The 18,750-nt window shown below is 59.9% G+C and carries 20 protein-coding genes and 3 pseudogenes; 8 read left to right on the forward strand and 15 right to left on the reverse strand.

All coding sequences use genetic code 11. The annotated features are described in order from the left end of the window. The first annotated feature begins 25 nt into the window (after positions 1-25). The 6 genes from F2S13_RS18595 to F2S13_RS18620 all read left to right on the forward strand — a co-directional run bounded on the left by F2S13_RS18595 (position 26) and on the right by F2S13_RS18620 (position 5,006). Positions 26-1,204, forward strand: a complete 1,179-nt coding sequence (locus F2S13_RS18595) for an HlyD family efflux transporter periplasmic adaptor subunit (protein ID WP_166363410.1) — start codon at positions 26-28, stop codon at positions 1,202-1,204. Between the two features lies 1 nt (position 1,205). Beyond that, positions 1,206-2,738 (forward strand): DHA2 family efflux MFS transporter permease subunit, encoded by a 1,533-nt coding sequence (locus F2S13_RS18600; RefSeq protein ID WP_166363412.1) that lies wholly within the window; start codon positions 1,206-1,208, stop codon positions 2,736-2,738. Positions 2,739-2,873: 135 nt separating this feature from the next. Next, positions 2,874-3,542: an ATPase gene (locus F2S13_RS18605; protein ID WP_166363414.1), complete on the forward strand. Its 669-nt coding sequence runs from the start codon at positions 2,874-2,876 to the stop codon at positions 3,540-3,542. Positions 3,543-3,617: 75 nt separating this feature from the next. Next, positions 3,618-4,301 carry a nitroreductase gene (locus tag F2S13_RS18610; protein WP_166363416.1) on the forward strand — a complete coding sequence of 228 codons (684 nt, stop codon included), beginning with the start codon at positions 3,618-3,620 and terminating at the stop codon, positions 4,299-4,301. Between the two features lie 112 nt (positions 4,302-4,413). Then, positions 4,414-4,692 carry a ribbon-helix-helix domain-containing protein gene (locus F2S13_RS18615; RefSeq protein ID WP_166363418.1) on the forward strand — a complete coding sequence of 93 codons (279 nt, stop codon included), beginning with the start codon at positions 4,414-4,416 and terminating at the stop codon, positions 4,690-4,692. Next, a complete protein-coding gene (locus tag F2S13_RS18620) occupies positions 4,692-5,006 on the forward strand; it encodes a type II toxin-antitoxin system RelE/ParE family toxin (RefSeq protein ID WP_166363420.1) in 315 nt (104 codons plus the stop codon). The genes F2S13_RS18615 and F2S13_RS18620 overlap by 1 nt, the downstream gene beginning before the upstream one ends. Positions 5,007-5,102: 96 nt before the next feature. On the opposite strand, the gene F2S13_RS18625 is transcribed toward F2S13_RS18620, so the two are convergent. Then, entirely contained in the window at positions 5,103-5,429 is a 327-nt protein-coding gene (locus tag F2S13_RS18625; protein WP_166363422.1) for a DUF3077 domain-containing protein, read from the reverse strand. A gap of 656 nt (positions 5,430-6,085) precedes the next feature. On the opposite strand from F2S13_RS18625, the gene F2S13_RS18630 reads away from it, so the two are divergent. Continuing rightward, positions 6,086-6,337, forward strand: coding sequence for a hypothetical protein (locus F2S13_RS18630; protein WP_166363424.1), 252 nt, complete (start codon positions 6,086-6,088; stop codon positions 6,335-6,337). Between the two features lie 101 nt (positions 6,338-6,438). On the opposite strand, the gene F2S13_RS18635 is transcribed toward F2S13_RS18630, so the two are convergent. From F2S13_RS18635 to F2S13_RS18650, 4 genes and pseudogenes are all read right to left on the reverse strand, one after another. After that, positions 6,439-6,642 (reverse strand): cupin domain-containing protein, encoded by a 204-nt coding sequence (locus F2S13_RS18635; protein ID WP_246237936.1) that lies wholly within the window; start codon positions 6,640-6,642, stop codon positions 6,439-6,441. 204 nt (positions 6,643-6,846) lie between these two features. After that, positions 6,847-7,134: pseudogene (locus tag F2S13_RS29705) on the reverse strand (short chain dehydrogenase); the annotation flags it as partial. An 81-nt stretch (positions 7,135-7,215) separates the two neighbouring features. Further along, a complete protein-coding gene (locus F2S13_RS18645; protein WP_166363428.1) occupies positions 7,216-7,458 on the reverse strand; it encodes a hypothetical protein in 243 nt (80 codons plus the stop codon). Between the two features lie 125 nt (positions 7,459-7,583). Next, positions 7,584-8,249, reverse strand: a complete 666-nt coding sequence (locus F2S13_RS18650; RefSeq protein WP_343047526.1) for a trimeric intracellular cation channel family protein — start codon at positions 8,247-8,249, stop codon at positions 7,584-7,586. Positions 8,250-8,501: 252 nt separating this feature from the next. Here F2S13_RS18650 and F2S13_RS18655 point away from each other — a divergent pair, with 252 nt between their 5' ends. After that, the gene (locus F2S13_RS18655) at positions 8,502-8,705 is read left to right on the forward strand and encodes a hypothetical protein (RefSeq protein ID WP_166363430.1); all 204 of its coding nucleotides are present in this window, start codon (positions 8,502-8,504) and stop codon (positions 8,703-8,705) included. A gap of 178 nt (positions 8,706-8,883) precedes the next feature. Here F2S13_RS18655 and F2S13_RS18660 read toward each other — a convergent pair. From F2S13_RS18660 to ttdA, 10 genes and pseudogenes are all read right to left on the reverse strand, one after another. Next, positions 8,884-9,464: pseudogene (locus tag F2S13_RS18660) on the reverse strand (thiolase family protein); the annotation flags it as partial. Between the two features lie 8 nt (positions 9,465-9,472). After that, a complete protein-coding gene (locus F2S13_RS18665) occupies positions 9,473-11,584 on the reverse strand; it encodes a 3-hydroxyacyl-CoA dehydrogenase NAD-binding domain-containing protein (RefSeq protein ID WP_166363432.1) in 2,112 nt (703 codons plus the stop codon). 40 nt (positions 11,585-11,624) lie between these two features. Further along, on the reverse strand, positions 11,625-11,990 hold the full coding sequence (locus F2S13_RS29710) for an acyl-CoA dehydrogenase C-terminal domain-containing protein (RefSeq protein WP_343047532.1): 366 nt from the start codon (positions 11,988-11,990) through the stop codon (positions 11,625-11,627). Between the two features lie 12 nt (positions 11,991-12,002). Continuing rightward, positions 12,003-13,137, reverse strand: a pseudogene (locus F2S13_RS29720) (acyl-CoA dehydrogenase family protein); the annotation flags it as partial. Then, positions 13,134-13,574, reverse strand: coding sequence for an acyl-CoA thioesterase (locus F2S13_RS18675; protein WP_166363434.1), 441 nt, complete (start codon positions 13,572-13,574; stop codon positions 13,134-13,136). The gene F2S13_RS18675 and the pseudogene F2S13_RS29720, both read right to left, overlap by 4 nt. A gap of 4 nt (positions 13,575-13,578) precedes the next feature. After that, positions 13,579-14,862 (reverse strand): histidinol dehydrogenase, encoded by a 1,284-nt coding sequence (hisD, locus tag F2S13_RS18680; RefSeq protein ID WP_166363436.1) that lies wholly within the window; start codon positions 14,860-14,862, stop codon positions 13,579-13,581. Between the two features lie 77 nt (positions 14,863-14,939). Beyond that, complete coding sequence (locus F2S13_RS18685; protein ID WP_166363438.1) at positions 14,940-15,986, reverse strand: LacI family DNA-binding transcriptional regulator; 1,047 nt, start codon at positions 15,984-15,986, stop codon at positions 14,940-14,942. Between the two features lie 268 nt (positions 15,987-16,254). Beyond that, positions 16,255-17,121 carry an isocitrate lyase/PEP mutase family protein gene (locus F2S13_RS18690; RefSeq protein ID WP_166363440.1) on the reverse strand — a complete coding sequence of 289 codons (867 nt, stop codon included), beginning with the start codon at positions 17,119-17,121 and terminating at the stop codon, positions 16,255-16,257. Between the two features lie 98 nt (positions 17,122-17,219). Continuing rightward, complete coding sequence (gene ttdB, locus F2S13_RS18695) at positions 17,220-17,828, reverse strand: L(+)-tartrate dehydratase subunit beta (RefSeq protein WP_166363442.1); 609 nt, start codon at positions 17,826-17,828, stop codon at positions 17,220-17,222. Beyond that, positions 17,825-18,724 (reverse strand): L(+)-tartrate dehydratase subunit alpha, encoded by a 900-nt coding sequence (ttdA, locus tag F2S13_RS18700; protein ID WP_166363444.1) that lies wholly within the window; start codon positions 18,722-18,724, stop codon positions 17,825-17,827. The genes ttdB and ttdA overlap by 4 nt, the downstream gene beginning before the upstream one ends. Positions 18,725-18,750 lie beyond the last annotated feature (26 nt).

Consider the following 18,750-nt stretch of genomic DNA (forward strand, 5'->3'; position numbering starts at 1 on the left):
TGTCAGTGACGGAGCAAGTCAGTTCATGAACGATTCACTATCCAAGCTGGAAGGCGCGGTACCGACCGCAGATATGTCCCGCCAACGAAACCGGCGCAAGCGCTTGTTGTTGGTTTCGGTGCTTGGCCTGGCGGTTGTCGGCGTCGGCTATGGCAGTTGGGTGTATCTGCTGACGGGCGAGTCCGTCACCACAGACAACGCATACACGGCGGCAGAGGTCGCGCAAATCACGCCTCTTGTTGGCGGCCCCGTCAAAGAGGTAAGAGTCAATAACACGCAAGCGGTCAAAACCGGAGATGTACTGGTCGTCCTTGACGATACGGACGCCAGGCTTCTGGTTGAGCAAGAGGAAGCGAATCTCTCGCGCACTCAGCGCGAAGTCCGTCAGTTGATGGGCAATGACGTCAACTTCGCTGGCCAGGTTGACCTGCGCAAGGCAGAAATCGCAGCCGCGAAGAGTGAGGCGATTCGTGTGCAGGCGCTGTATGAGAAAACCGCCATCGACGAGGGGCGCAGGCGCAACCTGGTCAAGGAAGGCGCCATTTCACGAGAAGAGTTCACCAACGCTCAAATACTGTTGCGTCAGGCCCACGCTACAGTCCAGCAGGCCAACGCACGCATCCTGTCGGCCCAGGCAGCCATGGATGCCGCCAAAGGTGCCCGGCAGGCGAATTCGGCGCTGATCAATGACACCGCCGTAGACAACAACCCCGCCGTGTTGTTGGCCAAAGCCAGACTTGAACAGGCTAGAGTCAACCTTCAGCGCACAGTCCTGCGCGCACCCTTCGATGGCATCGTCGCGCAACGGGCTGTCGATATCGGGCAACAGGTGCAGCCGGGCATCAGGCTAATGAGCGTGGTTCCGATCGATCGTATCTACGTGGATGCGAATTTCAAAGAAGGGCAATTGCGCGAAGTGCGTCCAGGTCAACGTGTGGAATTGACCTCGGACCTCTATGGCACCCGTGTCGTCTACGAGGGGTACGTCGAGGGATTTGCCGGAGGATCGGGATCGGCATTCGCGGCCATTCCTGCACAGAACGCTACGGGAAACTGGATCAAGGTCGTGCAAAGGCTTCCCGTGCGTATTCGCCTGGATCGCGATCAATTGATGCGCCATCCGCTGCGGGTGGGTCTATCCATGGAGGCCACCGTGGATATCAGCAGCCTTCCCGACTCCCGGTCAGTTGCGCAGAGGCACTGAGATGACTGCCTCCAAACATGCACCCCTCTCGGGATCGAGTCTGGTCATCGCGGCGATCGTGCTGTCCCTGGCAAATTTCATGGTGGTGCTAGATACCACTATCGCCAATGTCGCAATGCCCACGATTTCGGGATTTCTCGGGGTGTCGACGACCGAGGGAACATGGATCATCACGTCCTATGCCGTGGCTGAGGCCATCACGATCCCGCTCACCGGATGGCTGGTACGTCAGGTGGGCGAAGTGCGCCTGTTCATGATCTCGCTCGTGACCTTCGTCGTGTTTTCAGTGTGCTGCGGCTTATCCTGGTCACTGGGAAGTCTGGTGCTTTTTCGCGTGCTGCAAGGGTTGGCGGGCGGTCCACTGATTCCGCTTTCATCGACGCTGATGCTTTCGGTCTTCCCCAGGCACAAGTCGAATATCGCGTTGTCACTCTGGGGAATGACGACTGTCGTTGCGCCAATTTTTGGCCCTATCCTGGGCGGGGTGATCTCCGACAACTGGAAATGGGGATGGGTCTTCCACATTAACGTGGGGTTCGGCGTGCTGGTGATGCTCGGCGCGCTGAGCACGATGCGCGGGCGCGATGGACCGACCAGGCGGTCGCGTATCGATGGCACAGGTCTGGCCCTGCTGGCGCTGTTCGTTACCAGTTTTCAGTTAATGATCGATAAAGGGCGAGAGCTGGACTGGTTTTCGTCGCCCATCATCACCGCTTGCGCCGCCGTTGCAGTGATTACGCTGATCTTTCTGATCATCTGGGAGCTGACCGATCCCAATCCGGTCATTGACCTGAGTGTCTTCCGCTCACGCAACTGGCTGGTCTCTACGGTAACGTTGAGCCTGATGTTCGGGATCTTCTTTGGCAATATCGTTCTGACGCCGCTCTGGCTGCAGCAGCAGATGGGCTATACCGCGACGTGGGCGGGGCTGGCCACGGCCCCCATGGGCATTCTTGCCGTTGTTACCTCTCCGATGGTTGGGCGGTTGCTGCCGAAAATCGATCCGCGCTGGATCGTCTCGTATGGTATGGGCGTATTGGCAGTTTCCTTCTTCATGCGTGCCCACTTGACCACACAGGCCGATTTCATGTCTGTGGCGATTGCCATGTTCGTATTGGGTGCGGGCATTCCTGCGTGCATGATCACGCTGACTTCATTGGGTGTTTCCGACCTGCCGGCCGAGAAAGTGGCCAGCGGAGCAGGCCTGCAGAATTTTCTGCGCGTACTGTCGATGGCCTTTGGGTCATCACTGACTCAGACCTATTGGGAGCATATGGCGAAGGCAAACCGAGCCGAACTGGTCGCCAGTATTTCCCCTGGAGCGGAGCAGGAGATCGTCTCGGCAGCGGTCCACGCCGGATTGTCGACCGATAGTGCGGTGACTTTCTTCTCGCGCGCGGTTGACGGTCAAGCGGTGATGCTGGCTACCAACGATTTTTACGCCTGGGCTGCCGTGCTGATGACATTATCGATTGGAGTCGTCTGGCTGGCCAAGCGTCCGAAGGGGCCACTCAAGCCCAGTGAACACCACTGAGTGTATTCTCAACGCCGACCGCTGCTTTCACCATTCGTTTGGTTAATAGTTACCATCAAGAAATGCAAGTTCTGTTTTTCCGGCAAAGGAGGAGGATGGCTCTGTACCGAATCGTCTGCTGAAGGAACATACGCGATGAGAATTTCTACCTTGCTTGCTCTTGTTGCCGTGTTGACCTGCAGTGTTACCGCCACTGTGCCAGCTTATGCTGCCGGACAGTCCTGCCACTTTTTGCCGATAGTCGACAGCACCACCGCTCTACAGCATGCCCAATCGGTCGGTGTGCTCTACAGCGAAAACACCCTCAACACCCTCCAATACCTGGAGCAGTACCACTCTGTAGCGCTGAACGGCGCGAAGAACCCCGCGCTGGATTCGCGCATCAGCAACGCATTCGTCAACAGCTCCGATCCGAAACTGGCGATCAACTGGCTCATGGGTTCGCTACAGAAAGCGTTCGCCTCGGTGACCGTCTACGACAACCTCGACGCGGTGGTGCAAGCCCATCCTGACGTGGTGGTGATGCTGGACACTTACAGCCGTCTGGTGTCGAAGCGCAACAACCGGGTTGAAGCGCGGTTCATGGCCAAGTTCTACGACTCGAACCTGCAATACATCGGCAAGGCCGAAGGCTCGCGTGAGCAACAAATGCCGTCGGTCTGGGTTCATGGCAAAGCAGCAGCAGAGATCGCCGCGCAGATCGACCAGCAAACCGAACTGCAATTGAACGCGCTGAAACAGTTTGATACGTCACTGAAGGCGCTCGTTTCATCCCGCCAGGTGGCTCAGCTCGCAAACAACTGATGGCGTGGCTCCCGGGAGGGGAGCGCCGGCCGATCATGCGAAAATCAGGAACCTTGTGGCAAAGAGACGAAAACGATGCCGACCAACCCCTTCATTGATGATCTGATACGTGAACGTCGTACCAAGCGTGGTTTTCTGGATCAACCAGTGTCGATGGAAATGGTTAAGGACATCCTTGCAGCGGCCAAGTATGCGCCCAGTTCGAGTAACAGCCAGCCCTGGCGCTGTTATGTCATCACAGGCGAGGCACGCGAGCGCATCACCACGGCCGCGGTGGAGGCGTATCGCGCAGCGCCCGATGGCCTGAAGCCGGAATATTCCTTCTTTCCTCAGCCGCTGCATGAGCCCTATGCGACCCGGTTCAATACATTTCGCGGACAACTGGGCGATGCGCAAGGGTGCTGCCGAAGCGATTTAGCCGGGCGGCGTCGAGACGTCGAGCGCCAGTTCCGCTTTTTCGACGCACCGGTGGGCATCATTTTCACGATGGATCGGCGTCTGGAATGGGCCAGCTTCATCTGCTACGGCTGCTTTCTCCAGAACATCATGCTGGCCGCCAAGGGGCGTGGCCTGGATACCTGCCTTCAACAGATCTGGTCCCTGCAGCACCCGGTACTGCGTACCGAACTCAACCTTCCCGATGACCAGATGGTGGTAGCAGGGATGTCTCTGGGCTGGGCCGACAACAGCCTGGCGGAAAACCGGATGAGCCTGCCCAAGGTGGAGTTGGAAGAGTTCGCCACCTTCGTCAATGCATAGACTGGAAGGCTAGAACATGCGTTGAAGCTGTTGCCGTTCTTCCATCAACGGGCCTTGGCCAATTTTTCGGAGTGGAGTAGGATTAAATCCTGTCTTGTCCGGGAATCTCATCATGCGTAGCACTCAACAATTCAGCATCACCCTGCCCAATCAGATGGCCGATGTGGTGAAAGCCAAGGTGGCTGCCGGTGAATATGCCACTGAAAGCGAAGTGATTCGAGATGGCCTACGGGCACTGCTGGCCCGTGATCGAGCCCTGGAAAACTGGCTCGTTGGCCAGGTTGCCCCGACCTACGATGCCTTGAAAGCTGACCCCTCACGTTCGCTGAGCGTCGAGCAGGTGCGTGCCCGGTTGTCGGCCGAGCACCAGAGCGCCACCGCAAAATCGTAATGGCGTATACCGTCGAGTTTGCACCGGAGGCTCTGGAACAGCTGGCTGCGCTCTATCGCTACATCGCCATGGAGGCATCGCCGGACATTGCCAAAGGTTATACAGATGCCGTCGTAAACCATTGCGAAGAGCTACGGACGTTCCCGCACCGAGGGAACCAGCGGGACGATATACGGCCGGGTCTACGTATCACGAACTATCGCAAGCGGACCGTGATTGCTTTTGCTGTCGATGCCAAACAGGTTTCCATCCTGGGCGTTTTTTACGGTGGACAAGACTTCAAGGCCGCCTTGCAATCTGAGCTGGATGACTAGCGCGGTAGGGGCTGAAGCAAATTACTGCACAACCTTGCCAGCAAGCCTGACCATCAGGCCTTGCTGGCAGAGGCATTGTGAGCAAAAGACGCGAAATCAGCTTTCGGCTTTTTTCGAACGCGCGGCAGCCTTGGTTTCAATCCCATCCACCACGGCATCCACTAACGCCTTGGCCATTTCGATGGAATGAAAGGTCGACCACAGCAACCCCGCATTGGCGTCGGTCTCGCTGATACAGATCTGATAGATGGTTTCCCGCGCGCATCTGAGCGACAGGGAAGCGTGCAGCAACGCATCTTCAGCATTGATCCCGGCGCACACGGCAAACAAGGGACCATGCCCGGCATCACAGGTGCCGAAGGCGGTGGCTACGGTTTTGTAGAGGTCATCTGCGGAGGGTGGATCGGGAACGACTTTGATCATGGTGAAGCTCCAGAACTATATAGATGGGAGCTACCACTTTTCGCTTGCACACGAAGAGGTGGCAGCTGTGCGCAGGTGTGCAAGACCGAGAGTTCCGGAACCCGGCAGGCGCGAACGCCTCCCACGCACAGCCGCCATAAAACACTTCGCGAAGAAAGTACTCCGGAGAGGGTTATGACGCTGCTTGGAACAGAACTTTCTCGAGCTTGCACACTCGGCCGCTGATTTTGCAGCGACCGAACGAGACTAGAGCGCAGACCAAACAGACGCAACCTTCAGGAGGGCGACACGGGCTGTAGGATAATTCCTTAAATCGAAATCGAGAAAGAAATTCGTCTTGAATTATGTCGAATAGGGTGGAACTCGAGTTGCGCCCGCTTCGCGCGCGAGCGCAGCCTGGCGGCAGCGGCTACAAAGGTTCGGCGCACCACGGCCGATGTAGCAGCTGCCTTCAGGCTGCGTCCGCGCGCGCTGGATGCCTCGGCTATGCGCCGACTCTTTGCACAAGCAGTTGAGATTCTCGATAGTTTTCCCCTGGAAACACCCTTTTTAAAACCGCTTTTCAGCACAAAATTTTTGCAGTCAAAGCAGAAGGGGGCATGTCCTAAATTTATACGTGCGCTTTTTCCAGCGCATGAGCGTTTGGAGACTTCCCCGTGAAAGAAAATACCGGGTTTGCGTGTGTCGACCTCGCCCTTGAACGCAACAAACAGCTCATCGAGGAAGCCCGAAAGCTACGCAGCGCCGCTGCCGCTCTACTCGAAAATCCCCATGCCGACGCAGAGACGTTTGCGCTCTACTTGCGGATGAAGCAGAAAGCAGACCGGAAAACGGAAGAGGCTATCAAGCACCGGAAATTGATCAACCGGGAAGAGCAGGACCTGACTGCGCTCATTGCGGACCATTAGATCTGATGGCTACAGCATCCAGTATTGCAGCATCGCGCCGCCTGAACCTTGCACCGGATCCTGGTCGGGAAACGGCAGCTTTTTGATGTTCTCCAGTTGCACTAGTCGTAGACCCCATAGCGCCATTGGGGCGGCCAGCCGTGGTTGCTGAAGGTCTTCTCGAACTGCGCCGCCGGATCACTGCCCTCAATGGCGATGGCGTTGGCGTAAATCAGCACCGGCAGGCGCGGATTATTGGGCACCCAGCCGTTAGGTTCGAGCAGCAGCGTTTGCACGGATTTAGTCGAAGTGTGCGAGTTGGCCATTGCAGTTCTCCAGATCTGGTCAGGGATCGGGCGTGCGCGTTACCGGCGTCCAAGACGACGAGCGATCAGGTAACCGACAAGCAGCCCCGCGCTCACTGCCAGTAACCTGGAAGGCCCATGCTGGACTGCACCGACTTCGACTCGACTTGTGGGAGTGAGGTGCTGAACCTGTCTGTCGTCGGTCCCTTGAGTCGGCAGATCTACCTGAGCGTTATAGCGCACCTTGTTCAACTTCAGACGTGCACCATCGGCCAACGTCAATGTCAGGTCTCTGATGGTGCCGGCGACTCGATCGGGAAACACCGGTTCGCCGGCTGGATCAAGCTCGTCGTACAGAAACTGCTGTCCTTCCAGCCACCCCACGGCGGTGAGCAACTCGGGGCCCAGGTAATACTTTCCATCGAGAAAGAAACCGGGGAAATGTCGCGTGCGTTCGAGGCTCTCGACGGCGTAACGCTCGCCTGGCTTCATACCGGTTGATGAGTCGATCATGCTGATGGCCTCCGCTCGCTCTTGTTGCGATAGAGGGCAGGAGGCGAACAATGTTCCATCGGGGTGACTGAAGGCAATGATTTACGAGGGCTTCACTTTCCCTTCTATCCGCTGCACCGCGTCCGCATCCGCCTGGAGAAGCTTCAGCTTGAATGCTTCGAGGTCTTCGCTGCTCACCCATTCAATACGCCATAGCATGTACAGCATGCCTTGGGCCTTATACAGGGCCTCAAGCCGCTCGGCATGATTGTCGGTCTGGCGGATGTCGTCTGTCGCTTCGTCGAGATCGGCCAAGGCCTGGGTTTTTTTCTTGCCATTGTTCATGGTGGCACTCCTGATATGTGCGCTTGCTGATCCTCTTGGTCATTCCAATAGCCTACCGCTGACACATAGCTACAAAGATAGCTGAATGCTCGCGGGGGAAATCGGCAGTGGTGAACTGTATGGACCTAGTCCCGCCTGGTGGTGAAAATCACTGGCATTTGCAGATCCTTGTAAATGGCGAGAAACCTCAATCCAGAGGTGAAAATCAAGGCAATCCAACCGGCAATCCGGATTGACGGGAATGTATCGCGTAATACGACATAGAGGGTGCACCCCAGCAGGATCGGCGTGGCATAGATCTCACGTGACATCAACAACGAGGCTCTCCCGGCGAGCACATCGCGCGCGATGCCGCCGCCAATACTGGTCAGTAAGCCCATCATCACGGCTAATGGGGCAGCAAGCTCCAATCCCACCACTTTCTCGGTAGCGACCAGTCCGAACAGGGCGGCCGCGAATCCATCGAGGTACAGCAACAGACGATAGCGTTGCTGGAGTTTCTGGGTCAGAAAAAAAGCCAGCAGCGCTGCAAACAAGGCGACCCAGATGTAGTTGAAGTCAGCAATCCAGAAAATCGGCAGATCGAGCAACAGGTCGCGAATGGTGCCACCACCGATGGCGGTGATGATGCCAAGAACAATGGCTCCGAACAAATCGACACCGACTTTCTGGATAGCCAGCACACCGGTAATGGCGAACACGGCGGTGCCCAGCATTTCCTGAATATAAAGCATCCGTTTCTCCGTTCTCAGGTAATCCGCCAAGTGAACAATGGCGCTGCGAGCAGGCACATGCACGACGTCTGCAAGGTAGCGTCGTCGATGTCGTTCAGGTTGTGATTGTAGTTAATGCCGGGTGCCCCCGGATCAAAGGCCATGGTCTGTCATCAATTGCTAAAGCGCTGTCGCCAAATGAAATGTAGGCAGCCCCTCCAACGGTTAACTTCTTCTCACAGTCTGCGCGCAAAGCACAGCTATTTGGGGGGTTGTCCGGTCGGCCCGATTGCCGGCCGCATGACCTTCAGTTCGAAGGAGAATAATAAGATGCATATAGAACGACTCACCGGCAGTTTTGACGCCGAACTGAGAGGTGTGACTCCCGTTGATGCCGTCCCTCAAGACGGCCGGTTGAACGAGACCGCGGGGCTGCTGCAACAGAAAGTGCAGTTCGAGCTTGACTCGGACATTTTCCGTCCCGATTACATGACCCTCTACCTGCGCTTCGTCGGCTGGCGGACCTATGAGTAGTGGACGATGAGCTGATCGTGCCAGGGGGGGGCCAATTGGAGGCCCTGCGGGCCTCATCGCGGGCAAGTCGAGTCGTCGCACCGCCGCTCCCACAGTGGTCCGCGGTGTACGAAACGCTTCTGTGGGAGCGGGCTTGCCCGCGATGAGGCCTCCAAGGGAATAAAGGTCCAAAGGACAATCACAACACCTCAAACAACCCGGCCGCACCCATGCCACCGCCGACGCACATGGTCACCACCACGTACTTCACCCCACGACGTTTGCCCTCCAGCAAGGCATGGCCGACCATGCGCGAGCCGCTCATGCCGTAGGGGTGGCCGATGGCAGTTGCACTGCCGTTGACATTGAGCCTGTCGTTGTCGATGCCCAGCTTGTCGCCTCACGGCTGATACCGTAGCGCTTGGCCACCAACTCGGCGGTTTGCAACATCGGCATATAGGCGAGGGGGGCGTTACGCAGGCCGCTTTCGTCATGCTGGCTACCGATCCATTCCATATGACGATTCTGCACCAGGCTGATGTGCTCCTGGCCGGCGCCGAGGGTCACTTGCATGCCGTCGACCATAATTTGCTTGGCTGCGGTGGCGATGGCCATCAGGCCTGAGGCGCACTGACGGTCCAGGGTCTGGCCGCTGACGGTCTGCGGCAGACCCGCTGCCAGTGCGCTCATGCGGCCCAGGTTCCAGCCGGCAGTGCCCGCGGGCATGCCGGTGCCCATCACCAGGTCTTCGATTTCACCAGGCTCGATACCGGCGCGTTCGAAAGGGCTCAGATTCGTTCGATTCGGGTCTTGCCGGCAGCCACCAGTCGCTGCAGCAGGGGTGCCGGCTGGAACCACAGCTCACCATAGGCGCCCAGGGACTGGCGGTAGTGCTCGATACCGGCCAGGACCTTGTCCAGGCCCAACTGCTCGGCATAGTGCATCGGCCCGCCGACATGGCCGGGGAAGCCGTAGCCATTGATCCAGACCAGGTCGATATCGCCGCTGCGCAGGGCTATGCCTTCGTCGAGCAACTGAATACCTTCGTTGATCAGCATGAACAGGCAGCGGTCATGGATTTCCTGTGTGGAGATCGGACGGCGTTGCACCTGCAATTCGCCCGCTATGCGCTCGGCCAGGGCAACGACTTCATAGTCTTCCTTGCGCTCGCGGCCTTCATACAGATAGAAACCCCGCGCGGTCTTCTGCCCGTAGCGGCCCAGTGCATACAGCTCGTCGCCGATCCTGTAGTAGCTTGAATCACGGGCAAAGGCCGCACGGTTGGCATCGCGCACGAGGAAATTGACGTCGACACCGGCCAGATCGGTCATGGTCAGCACGCCCATGTTCAGATCCAGGTCAGTGAGCACCTTGTCGACTTCGGCGGGCGTGGCGCCTTCGAGCACCATCCGGTGGGCTTCGCGGTTGTAGGGTTCGAGCATGCGGTTGCCGATAAAGCCGAAGCACACGCCGGATACCACCGCCACCTTGCCGATACGTTTGGCGATTTTCAGGGTCGTGGCCAGCACGTCGGGCGCCGTGGCCTTGCCGCGCACCACTTCGAGCAGGCGCATGACGTTGGCCGGGCTGAAGAAGTGCAGGCCGATCACGTCCTGGGGACGGCGGGTGACGGCGGCGATCGCGTCGACGTCGAGGCTGGACGTGTTGCTGGCCAGGATCGCACCGGGCTTGCAGACTTCGTCGAGGGTACGGAAAACCTGCTGCTTGATCTCCATTTTCTCGAACACCGCTTCGATGACCAGGTCGGCGTCGGCGATCTCGGCGTAGTCGAGGGTACCGGTGAACAACGCCATGCGCTGCTCCAGCTGCTCAGAGCTGAGCTTGCCGCGCTTGACGCTGATCTCGTAGTTCTTGCGGACCTGTGCCAGGCCACGGTCGAGCGCCTCGGCCTCCCGTTCCAACAGCATGACCGGGATACCGGCGTTGGCGAAGTTCATGGCGATACCGCCGCCCATGGTACCGGCGCCGATCACTGCGACCTTGTTGATCGCCCGGATCGGCGTGCTGGCCTCCACACCCGGCACCTTGCCGGCTTCGCGCTCGGCGAAGAACACATGGCGCAGGGCTTGAGACTGGGCGGAATCCTCGGCCTGCTTGAACAGCGAAAGCTCCCGGGCCAGGCCCTGGTCGAGCGGCAGCACGCAAGCCGCTTCCACGGCCGCCAGCACCAGGCGCGGCGCCAGGCGGCTTTTCCAGCGCGGCTCGTTCTCGGCGCGGTAGCTTGCGAAAAAGTCGTCGGCAAGCTCGATACCGGGGTTGGCATAGCGGTCGGCCGGGCGGGCAGGGGCGCGAATGGCGAGCAACTCACGGGCATAGGCGCAGGCTTCGTCGAGCAGGCCCTCGGCACTGTCTGTGACGCGGTCGAGCAGACCCAGCATCAGCGCCTGCTCGGCACCGACCTGCTGGCCGGAAATCATCATGTTCAGTGCCGCTTGCGCGCCGAGCAGACGCGGCAAACGCTGGGTACCACCAGCACCGGGCAGCAGGCCCAGGTTGATCTCCGGCAGGCCGACGCGGGTCTTCGGCTCGCCGATGCGATAGCCGCAGGCCAGCGCCAGTTCCAGACCGCCGCCCAGGGCCAGGCTGCCGATGGCGGCGATCAGGGGTTTATCGATCTGGGTCAGGCGCACCAGCAGGCCGGGCAGGTCGGGGGCGGCAAAGGATGCCGGGCTGCCGAATTCGGTGATATCGGCACCGGCGCAGAACAGCCCGCGCGCGCCATGAAGGATGATGGCCTGAACTGCCGGGTCGGCGGCCGCGCGTTCGCAGGCTTCCAGGATGGCCGCGCGCAATGGCTGACCGAGGGCATTGACCGGCGGGCGGGCCAGGCCGATCAAGGCCAGGCCTGCTTCTACCTGATAATTGACCAGAGTGTTCATGGTGACTCCTTGTAGCGCGAGAAGACGTGATGAAAGGGGATCAGAACCATGGGGCCTGCATGTCGAAGCAGACACGGTTACCGGCACTGAGCAGGCGGGCCTGGCCTTCCAGCGTGGCCAGTTCCCAGTCCATGAAGTAGCGGGCAGCCTGCAACTTGCCCCGGTAGAAGTCGGCCTCGCTGCCGTTGGCGCCATCGGCCAGGGCACGACTGGCGAGCAGGGCCATGCGCAGCCACAACCAGCCGACCAGCACGCGGCCGAACAGATCCAGGTAAAGGGTGGCGTTGGCCAGACCCAGGTTGGCATCGGCCTTGACCTGGCGCTGCAGTTCAACCGTGACCCGGTCGAGGATCCCCAGGGCATCGCCCAGGGCGCTGGCCAATGGCGCGCAATGGTAGTCATCCACGGCCTGGCCCAGGGTGGCACGAACCTCGGCGAGGAACAGGCGATAGCCGGCACCGCCGTGCTGGCCGATCTTGCGCCCGAGCAGGTCGAGGCCGTGAATGCCTTCGGTGCCTTCGTGAATCGGGTTCAGGCGGTTGTCGCGGTAGTACTGTTCCAGCGGGTACTCGCGGGTATAACCGGCGCCACCGAGGACCTGGATGCCAATGTCCGAAGCGATCACGCCGTAGCGTGACGGGTAGGACTTGATCATGGGGATCAGCAGGTCGAGCAGTTGCGTGGCATCGTTGCGAGTCTGCTCGCTGCGGCTCGCCGACCAGATAACCGAACGCGCCACCCTGTTCGCCGAAGCTCAGGACAGTCGAGGTGGTATTGCGATTGCCCATCTTGTGCAGCAGGCCCGCCAGCGCCACGTCGTTGCGCGAGCCGCTATGGCCCTCGGCATCGACCAGGAACCTGGGTACCAGAAATAGCGAGATGCCCTTGACACCCGCCGGTGCACCTTCGATGCGTGCCAGCACCAGATGCACGATATTTTCTGTCAGTTCATGGTCGCCGCCAGAGATAAACATCTTTTGCCCGAACAACCGGTAGGTGCCATCGCCAGCCAGGCGCGCACTGGTGCGGATATCGCCCAGCGCCGAGCCCTGGCCCGGTTCGGTGAGGGCCATGGTGCCGCTGAAGCGACCGGCCAGCATGGCGGGCAGGTAACGCTCACGCAGTTCGGCGCTGGCAAAGCTCTTGAGCAGATTCGCGGCACCGATGCTGAGAAAGGAGTAGGCCGTCGTCGAGACATTGGCAGCGTTGAAATAGGCCATGCAAGCGCGTAGCACTACCTCCGGCAATTGCAGGCCGCCATCCTCGACGTCGTGATGGGCGGCGAGGAAACCGGCCTCGGCGAAAGCTTGCCACGCAGCCCCGGTTTCCGGAATCAGATGGACCTGCTTGCCATCGAAGGTCGGCTCGCAGGCGTCGGCCTTTTGATTGTGCGGGGCGAAGTACTGCGCGGCGATTTCGCGTGCGGTGTTCAGCGTGGCGTCGAACACGTTGCGGTCATGGTCGGCATAGCGTTCGCGTTGCAACAGGGCTTCGGTGTCGAGCAGCTCGTAGAGCAGGAAGCTCAGTTCACGTTCATTGAGCAGGTCAGTCATGGAGCAACCTCGATGGTCTCCAGCGCCCGCCGAAAGTCCGCCGGCAGCGGCACCGGCCGACGTGTCACGCGGTCAACGTAGACATGAATGAAGTGCCCCTGCGCCGAGGCCTCGGTGTTGTCATTGGCGAACAGACCGACCTCGTAGCGCACGCTCGAGGTGCCCAGGTGAGTGATGCGCAGGCCGGCGCGTACGATGTCCGGAAAGGCGATCGACGAGAAGTAGCCGCAGTGGGTCTCAACCACCAGGCCCACCGTCGGGCTCTGGACGAAGTCCAGCAGGTTTTGCTCCAGCAGCCAGCCGTTGACCACGGTGTCAAACCAGCTGTAGTAAACGACGTTGTTGACGTGGGCATAAACGTCGTTGTCCATCCAGCGCGTGGTGATGTCGCGGAAGTAGCGATAGTCGTCGCGGTTGTGCGGTACGGGTTTGCTCATGGCTTCAGGCCTCCAGCTTCATGCGGCGCACGCGGATGTCCGCCTGCTCCTTGTGTCCTGACATATGCTCGTAGCCGCACAGGCGTGAGCAGTATTCGCCGACCATCACGCTTGCCGCGTCGGTCAGTACGCGCTGGTAGGTGTGCGTCTTGATGAATTTGCCCACCCACAGCCCACCGGTGTAGCGGCCCGCACCCATGGTGGGCAGCGTGTGGTTGGTGCCGATGACCTTGTCGCCATAGCTGACGTTGGTGCGGTGACCGAGGAACAGGGCGCCGTAGCGAGTCATGCGGTCGTGGTACCAGGCCGGATCCCTGGTCATCACCTGAACGTGTTCGGAACAGAGTTTTTCAGCCACTTCCAGGGCTTCTTCATCCGTGTCGCACAGGTAGATCTCGCCGAAGTCGCGCCAGGCGACACTGGCAATCGGCGCGGTGTCCAGGCGTGAAAGCACCCGCTCGATGGCAGCCGGCAGCTCCTGGGCGATGGTTTTGCTGGTGGTCACGCAATAGGCGGGGGAAGTAGGGCCGTGTTCGGCCTGGCCGAGCAGGTCGACGGCAACCAGTTCGGCGTCCACCGTATCGTCGCAGATCACCAGTGTCTCGGTGGGCCCTGCGAACAGATCGATGCCCACACGCCCGAAGAGCTGGCGCTTGGCTTCGGCCACATAGGCGTTACCGGGACCTACGATCATGTCGACAGCGGGGATGCTCTGAGTACCGATGGCCATGGCGGCCACTGCCTGGACGCCCCCAAGGCAGTAGATCTCGTCGGCGCCGGCCAGGTGCATGGCCGCCACGATCTCGGGGCAAGGCCGGCCTTCGAAGGGCGGCGCACTGGCGATAATGCGCTTGACGCCGGCTACCTTGGCGGTGAGTACACTCATATGGGCGCTGGCGATCAGCGGATACTTGCCGCCGGGGATATAGCAACCCACCGAGTTGACCGGGATATTGCGATGACCGAGCACGACACCTGGCAGCGTCTCGATCTCGACGTCGTGCATCGAGTCCTTTTGTACCTGGGCGAAACGGCGGATCTGTGCCTGGGCGAACCTGATGTCGTCGAGTGTCTGCTGCGGCAGGCTGGCGATACAGGCGTCAATCTGCTCCTGGGTCAGGCGCATACTCGACGGCGCCCAATTGTCGAATTTTTCCGAGTACTCGCGCACCGCCGTATCACCGCGTTGCTCGATGTCGGCGAGTATGCCCTCGACAGTGGCGCGAACCTGAGCTTGATTGCTCGCCTTGGCCTGGGCCGATTGACCCTTCTTGAGGTAGTGGATCACGGGTAGTTTCCTTTGGGTTTCAGGGATTGCCGCTTCAGGCGGATGGGTAAGTGGATACTGGCGGTCGGGATGTGGTCCTAGGCCGTGGAGCGCAGTACGAGTCGCCCCGGTACTTCGCGCAGCGCTTGCGCGACGCTGCCGCCGGGCCGGCCTTCGTCGAGTAGCCCGATAGCGCACTCGATCATCTCTCTCACCGGCTGGCGCACCGTGGTCAGGCTGTTCTCGGGATAGGCGGCGTCGCGGATATCGTCGAAGCCAACCACGGCCACGTCCTGAGGCACGCGCAAGGAAGTGTTCAGGCGCAGATGGCTCAGCACGCCGAGGGCCATTACGTCATTGGCACAGAACACAGCGTCGATCTTGGCTTGGCCGGTGCCGAACAGTCGGGACGCCGCTTCTCGTGCCCCTGCGTAGGTATATCCACCCTGTACGCACGCGATCAGGCGCTGGCCATGGGCGGCCAGGCCACGCTCGAAACCGCGCAGTCGATCGGTCGTGGTGGAGACGTCCAGGTCGCCCGATACGAAGGCACAATGGCGACGGTTCTGTCCCACCAGATACTCGGCGACCGCTGCCCCCATGCATTCGTTGTCGCAGCACACCGACCACACCGTCGGATCCCCGACACGGCGGTTCATGAACACCACCGGGACACCCTGGCGACCGCACAGGTTCGACATAGGCGAGGACAGCTTCGCCGCGGTGACCACGATGGCGTCGACCTGGTACTGCAGCACCTGTGGCATCAATTGATCCGCGTCGCCGCCCGGCGGCACCACGAAGAGCAGCACTTGCCGGCCGGTCCTGCGCAGTTGCAAGGAGAACTCCTCAAGCACTGCGGGGTAGAAGGGATTGGCCATGTCGCCCATCACCAGCGCGATGATGCCGGTGCGCCGACGATTCAGGGATCGCGCGATGGCGCTGGGTTGATAGCCCATCTCATCGGCCAGGGCGAGGATGCGTTGGCGCAGCTTCTCGGAGATGCGCGAATGTTCGTCGAAGGCGCGAGTGATGGTGGAGGTGGCCACCCCGAGCCGCTCGGCGAGATGCCGGGCGGTGGGCCGTGCGCCCGCCCGGACGGTGCTCCGGGGCAGGGGATCGTATGGGGGGATATCGCGCGTCATCGGGTTGCCTCAGCCTTCGTGCAATCGTGTGCACACATGGGCTGAATGCTGCCTGCGATTTGGATGGTCGCCCCCTCTCCAATGGAGGGGGGAGACGAAACAACGCCCTAGGGAAAAGTGGCGGAAGGGGGGGTAAGAAGATCTGGCAACCTGAATGAGGCAATCCGGGTTGTTCCGGATTGCATGTTGCCGCTGAGGGAGAGGCGGCGAAGATCAGGCCTTGCTGGCAAATGCCGTATGAGGAAACGACGGGAAATCAGCGTTAGCGTTATTCCTGTACGTTCATGTATTCCCGTGCCCAGGTCAGGTAATCGCTCGGGAAGGTGTAGTTAGTCACCAGCTCCGAGGCATTCAGGCCGTTGCCAAGGGAAGTGCCGCGCTGTTCGCGCAGGCTTTCGTAGGTGGCTTTGATCGCCGCGAAGTAGGGGGCGTGACCGTCCACCACGATGCGCACCCCCAACTCAGCCAGACGTCTGTCGTTGCGCAGCGCCTGGTTGCCATAGGTCACTAGCATCAGCGGTACGCACAGGCCTTCGGCAATCGCCTCAAGATGTTCGAAGTCCTGCACCCCGACCAGGCAAATGCCGTCGGCACCGGCGCCCTGATAGGCGCGGGTGCGATGGATGACATCGGCGAGCGGCTGAACACCGGCGTGGGTGCGGGCAAAAATTGCCAAGGATTTTTCGTCACGCACCTCTTGAGCGGCGCGTAGCTTGCCGACGCCTTCTTCCACGCTGATCAAGTCGAAGGACCTGCGGCCGAACTGGGCGGGCAGCAGGGTGTCCTCAAGTGTCAGTGCGGCAACGCCGGCACGCTCCAGTTCTATCACTGTACGCATGACGTTGAGGGCGTTGCCGTAACCGTGGTCGGCATCGGCGATCACGGGTAAACGGGCTACACGGCCGATACGAGCGGCCTGCTCGACAAACTCGCTCAACGTGATAAGGGCAATGTCCGGGGCGCCGAGCACTTGCAAGGCGACGACCGAGCCGCCGAGGATACCGACCTCGAAGCCGAGGTCGGCTGCAATGCGAGCCGACAGGGGGTCGAATACGGATGCTGTACGCAAGCAGGCTTGACTGGCAAGCAGGGCACGGAAGTTGTTGCGCAGCTCGTGGTGACAGGCTTTTTGCATAGCTATCTCTGGATTCTTTTAAATGATCAAATTCCGCAAGGCATGGTGCAGCGCAAGGGGAGCGATCACGGCTTCCCTGCCGTGGTCGCCCTGCCAGGTCACTTGATAAAGCGTACCTGGCTGTTGATTTTCTCGATGACCGAACCCTTGCGTTCGTTAAAGCGCGCCTTGTTCTGCTCGAACAAATTGTTGCCCTTGGTATCAATGGAAATGATCAGTGGGCCGAACTCGCGGACTCGGTTGACCCACAGGGTTTCTGGCATGCCGAGATCCTGCCACTCGGCGCGCTCGATCTCCTCGACCTTGGTCGCGGCAAGTACCGCGCAGCCGCCGGGGAACACCGCATGCACCGCTTTGTTTTCCAGGCAGCCAGCGGTGGTTTCCGGACCCATGCCACCCTTGCCGATGATCAGCTTGACGCCGGTTTCTTCGATGAATTGCCGCTCGAATTTTTCCATGCGCATGCTGGTGGTTGGTCCGATGGAGACCATCTCGAAGCTGCCATCATCTTTCTTGCGTACAATGGGCCCTGCGTGAAAAATCGCCCCGCCGCGCAGATCAACCGGCAACTCGCGCTTGAGCTCAATCAGCCGACGGTGAGCCACATCTCGGCAGGTCACCAACTGGCCGGTAAGGTAAACGACATCGCCGACATTGAGGCCTGCGAGATCTTCATCCTTGATCGGGGTGTTGAGCACTTTAATCACAGTACTACTCCTTCATGAGAGAGGATGTCGTAGGACAGATCGGCATTGATCCGGATTTTCCCGCGGCGGTGCGCCCAGCAGCCTGTTGACACTGCAACACCGATGGTTGATGGGTGTCGCGCCGAGGATTCGATGTTCACGCCCATCACGCTGCTGTTACCGGTCAAGCCCTGTGGGCCGATGCCGATCTCATTGAGGCCTTCCTCCAGGAGCTTTTCCATCAATGCAGCACTTTCATTGGGGTGGCTTGAATCCACAGGGCGCAGGATCGCCTTCTTGGACAGACGCGCTGCCGTCTCCACCGAGGTGGAAACGCCGACGCCGACCAGCAGTGGTGGACAAGCGTTGATGCCGCGCGAGGTGATCACGTCGAAGACGAACTCGGTCACACCTTCGTAACCTTGGCCAGGCATCAGCACCTTGGCAGAACCCGGGAGGGTGCAGCCGCCACCAGCCATGTAGACGTCGATGAGCGCGTAATCGGCATCGGGGATGATTTCCCAGTCCAGCCACGGGATCTTCGAGCCCGTGTTGGTACCGGTATTCTTCTCGATGAAGGTTTCCACGGCGTTGTGGCGCAGCGGACCCTTGATCGTCGCTTCTTTCGTTGCGTTTTCCAGGATGTTTTCAAGCTCTCCCAACAATGGGAAGCGGGCACCAGCGGCAATGAAGTACTGGATGACACCCGTGTCCTGGCAGCTTGGGCGATCCAGCTTGTCGGCATAGTCCTGGTTCTCCGCCATCGAGTCGTACACCGCGATAGCCAGCGGATTGGTTTCCGCAGCGCGTAACTGGGCGGTTTTCTTCTTGACGTCGGTTGGGAGACGCTTGCCAATGTAGGCTGTAAACTTGGCCATCACGTCGGTCAGCGTTTCAACGGCTGATTCTTTATCCACTTTCTTCTCCTCATTGCATCACAAGA

It is taken from the genome of Pseudomonas akapageensis (genome assembly GCF_011355085.1).
GTDB classification, from domain to species: domain Bacteria; phylum Pseudomonadota; class Gammaproteobacteria; order Pseudomonadales; family Pseudomonadaceae; genus Aquipseudomonas; species Aquipseudomonas akapageensis.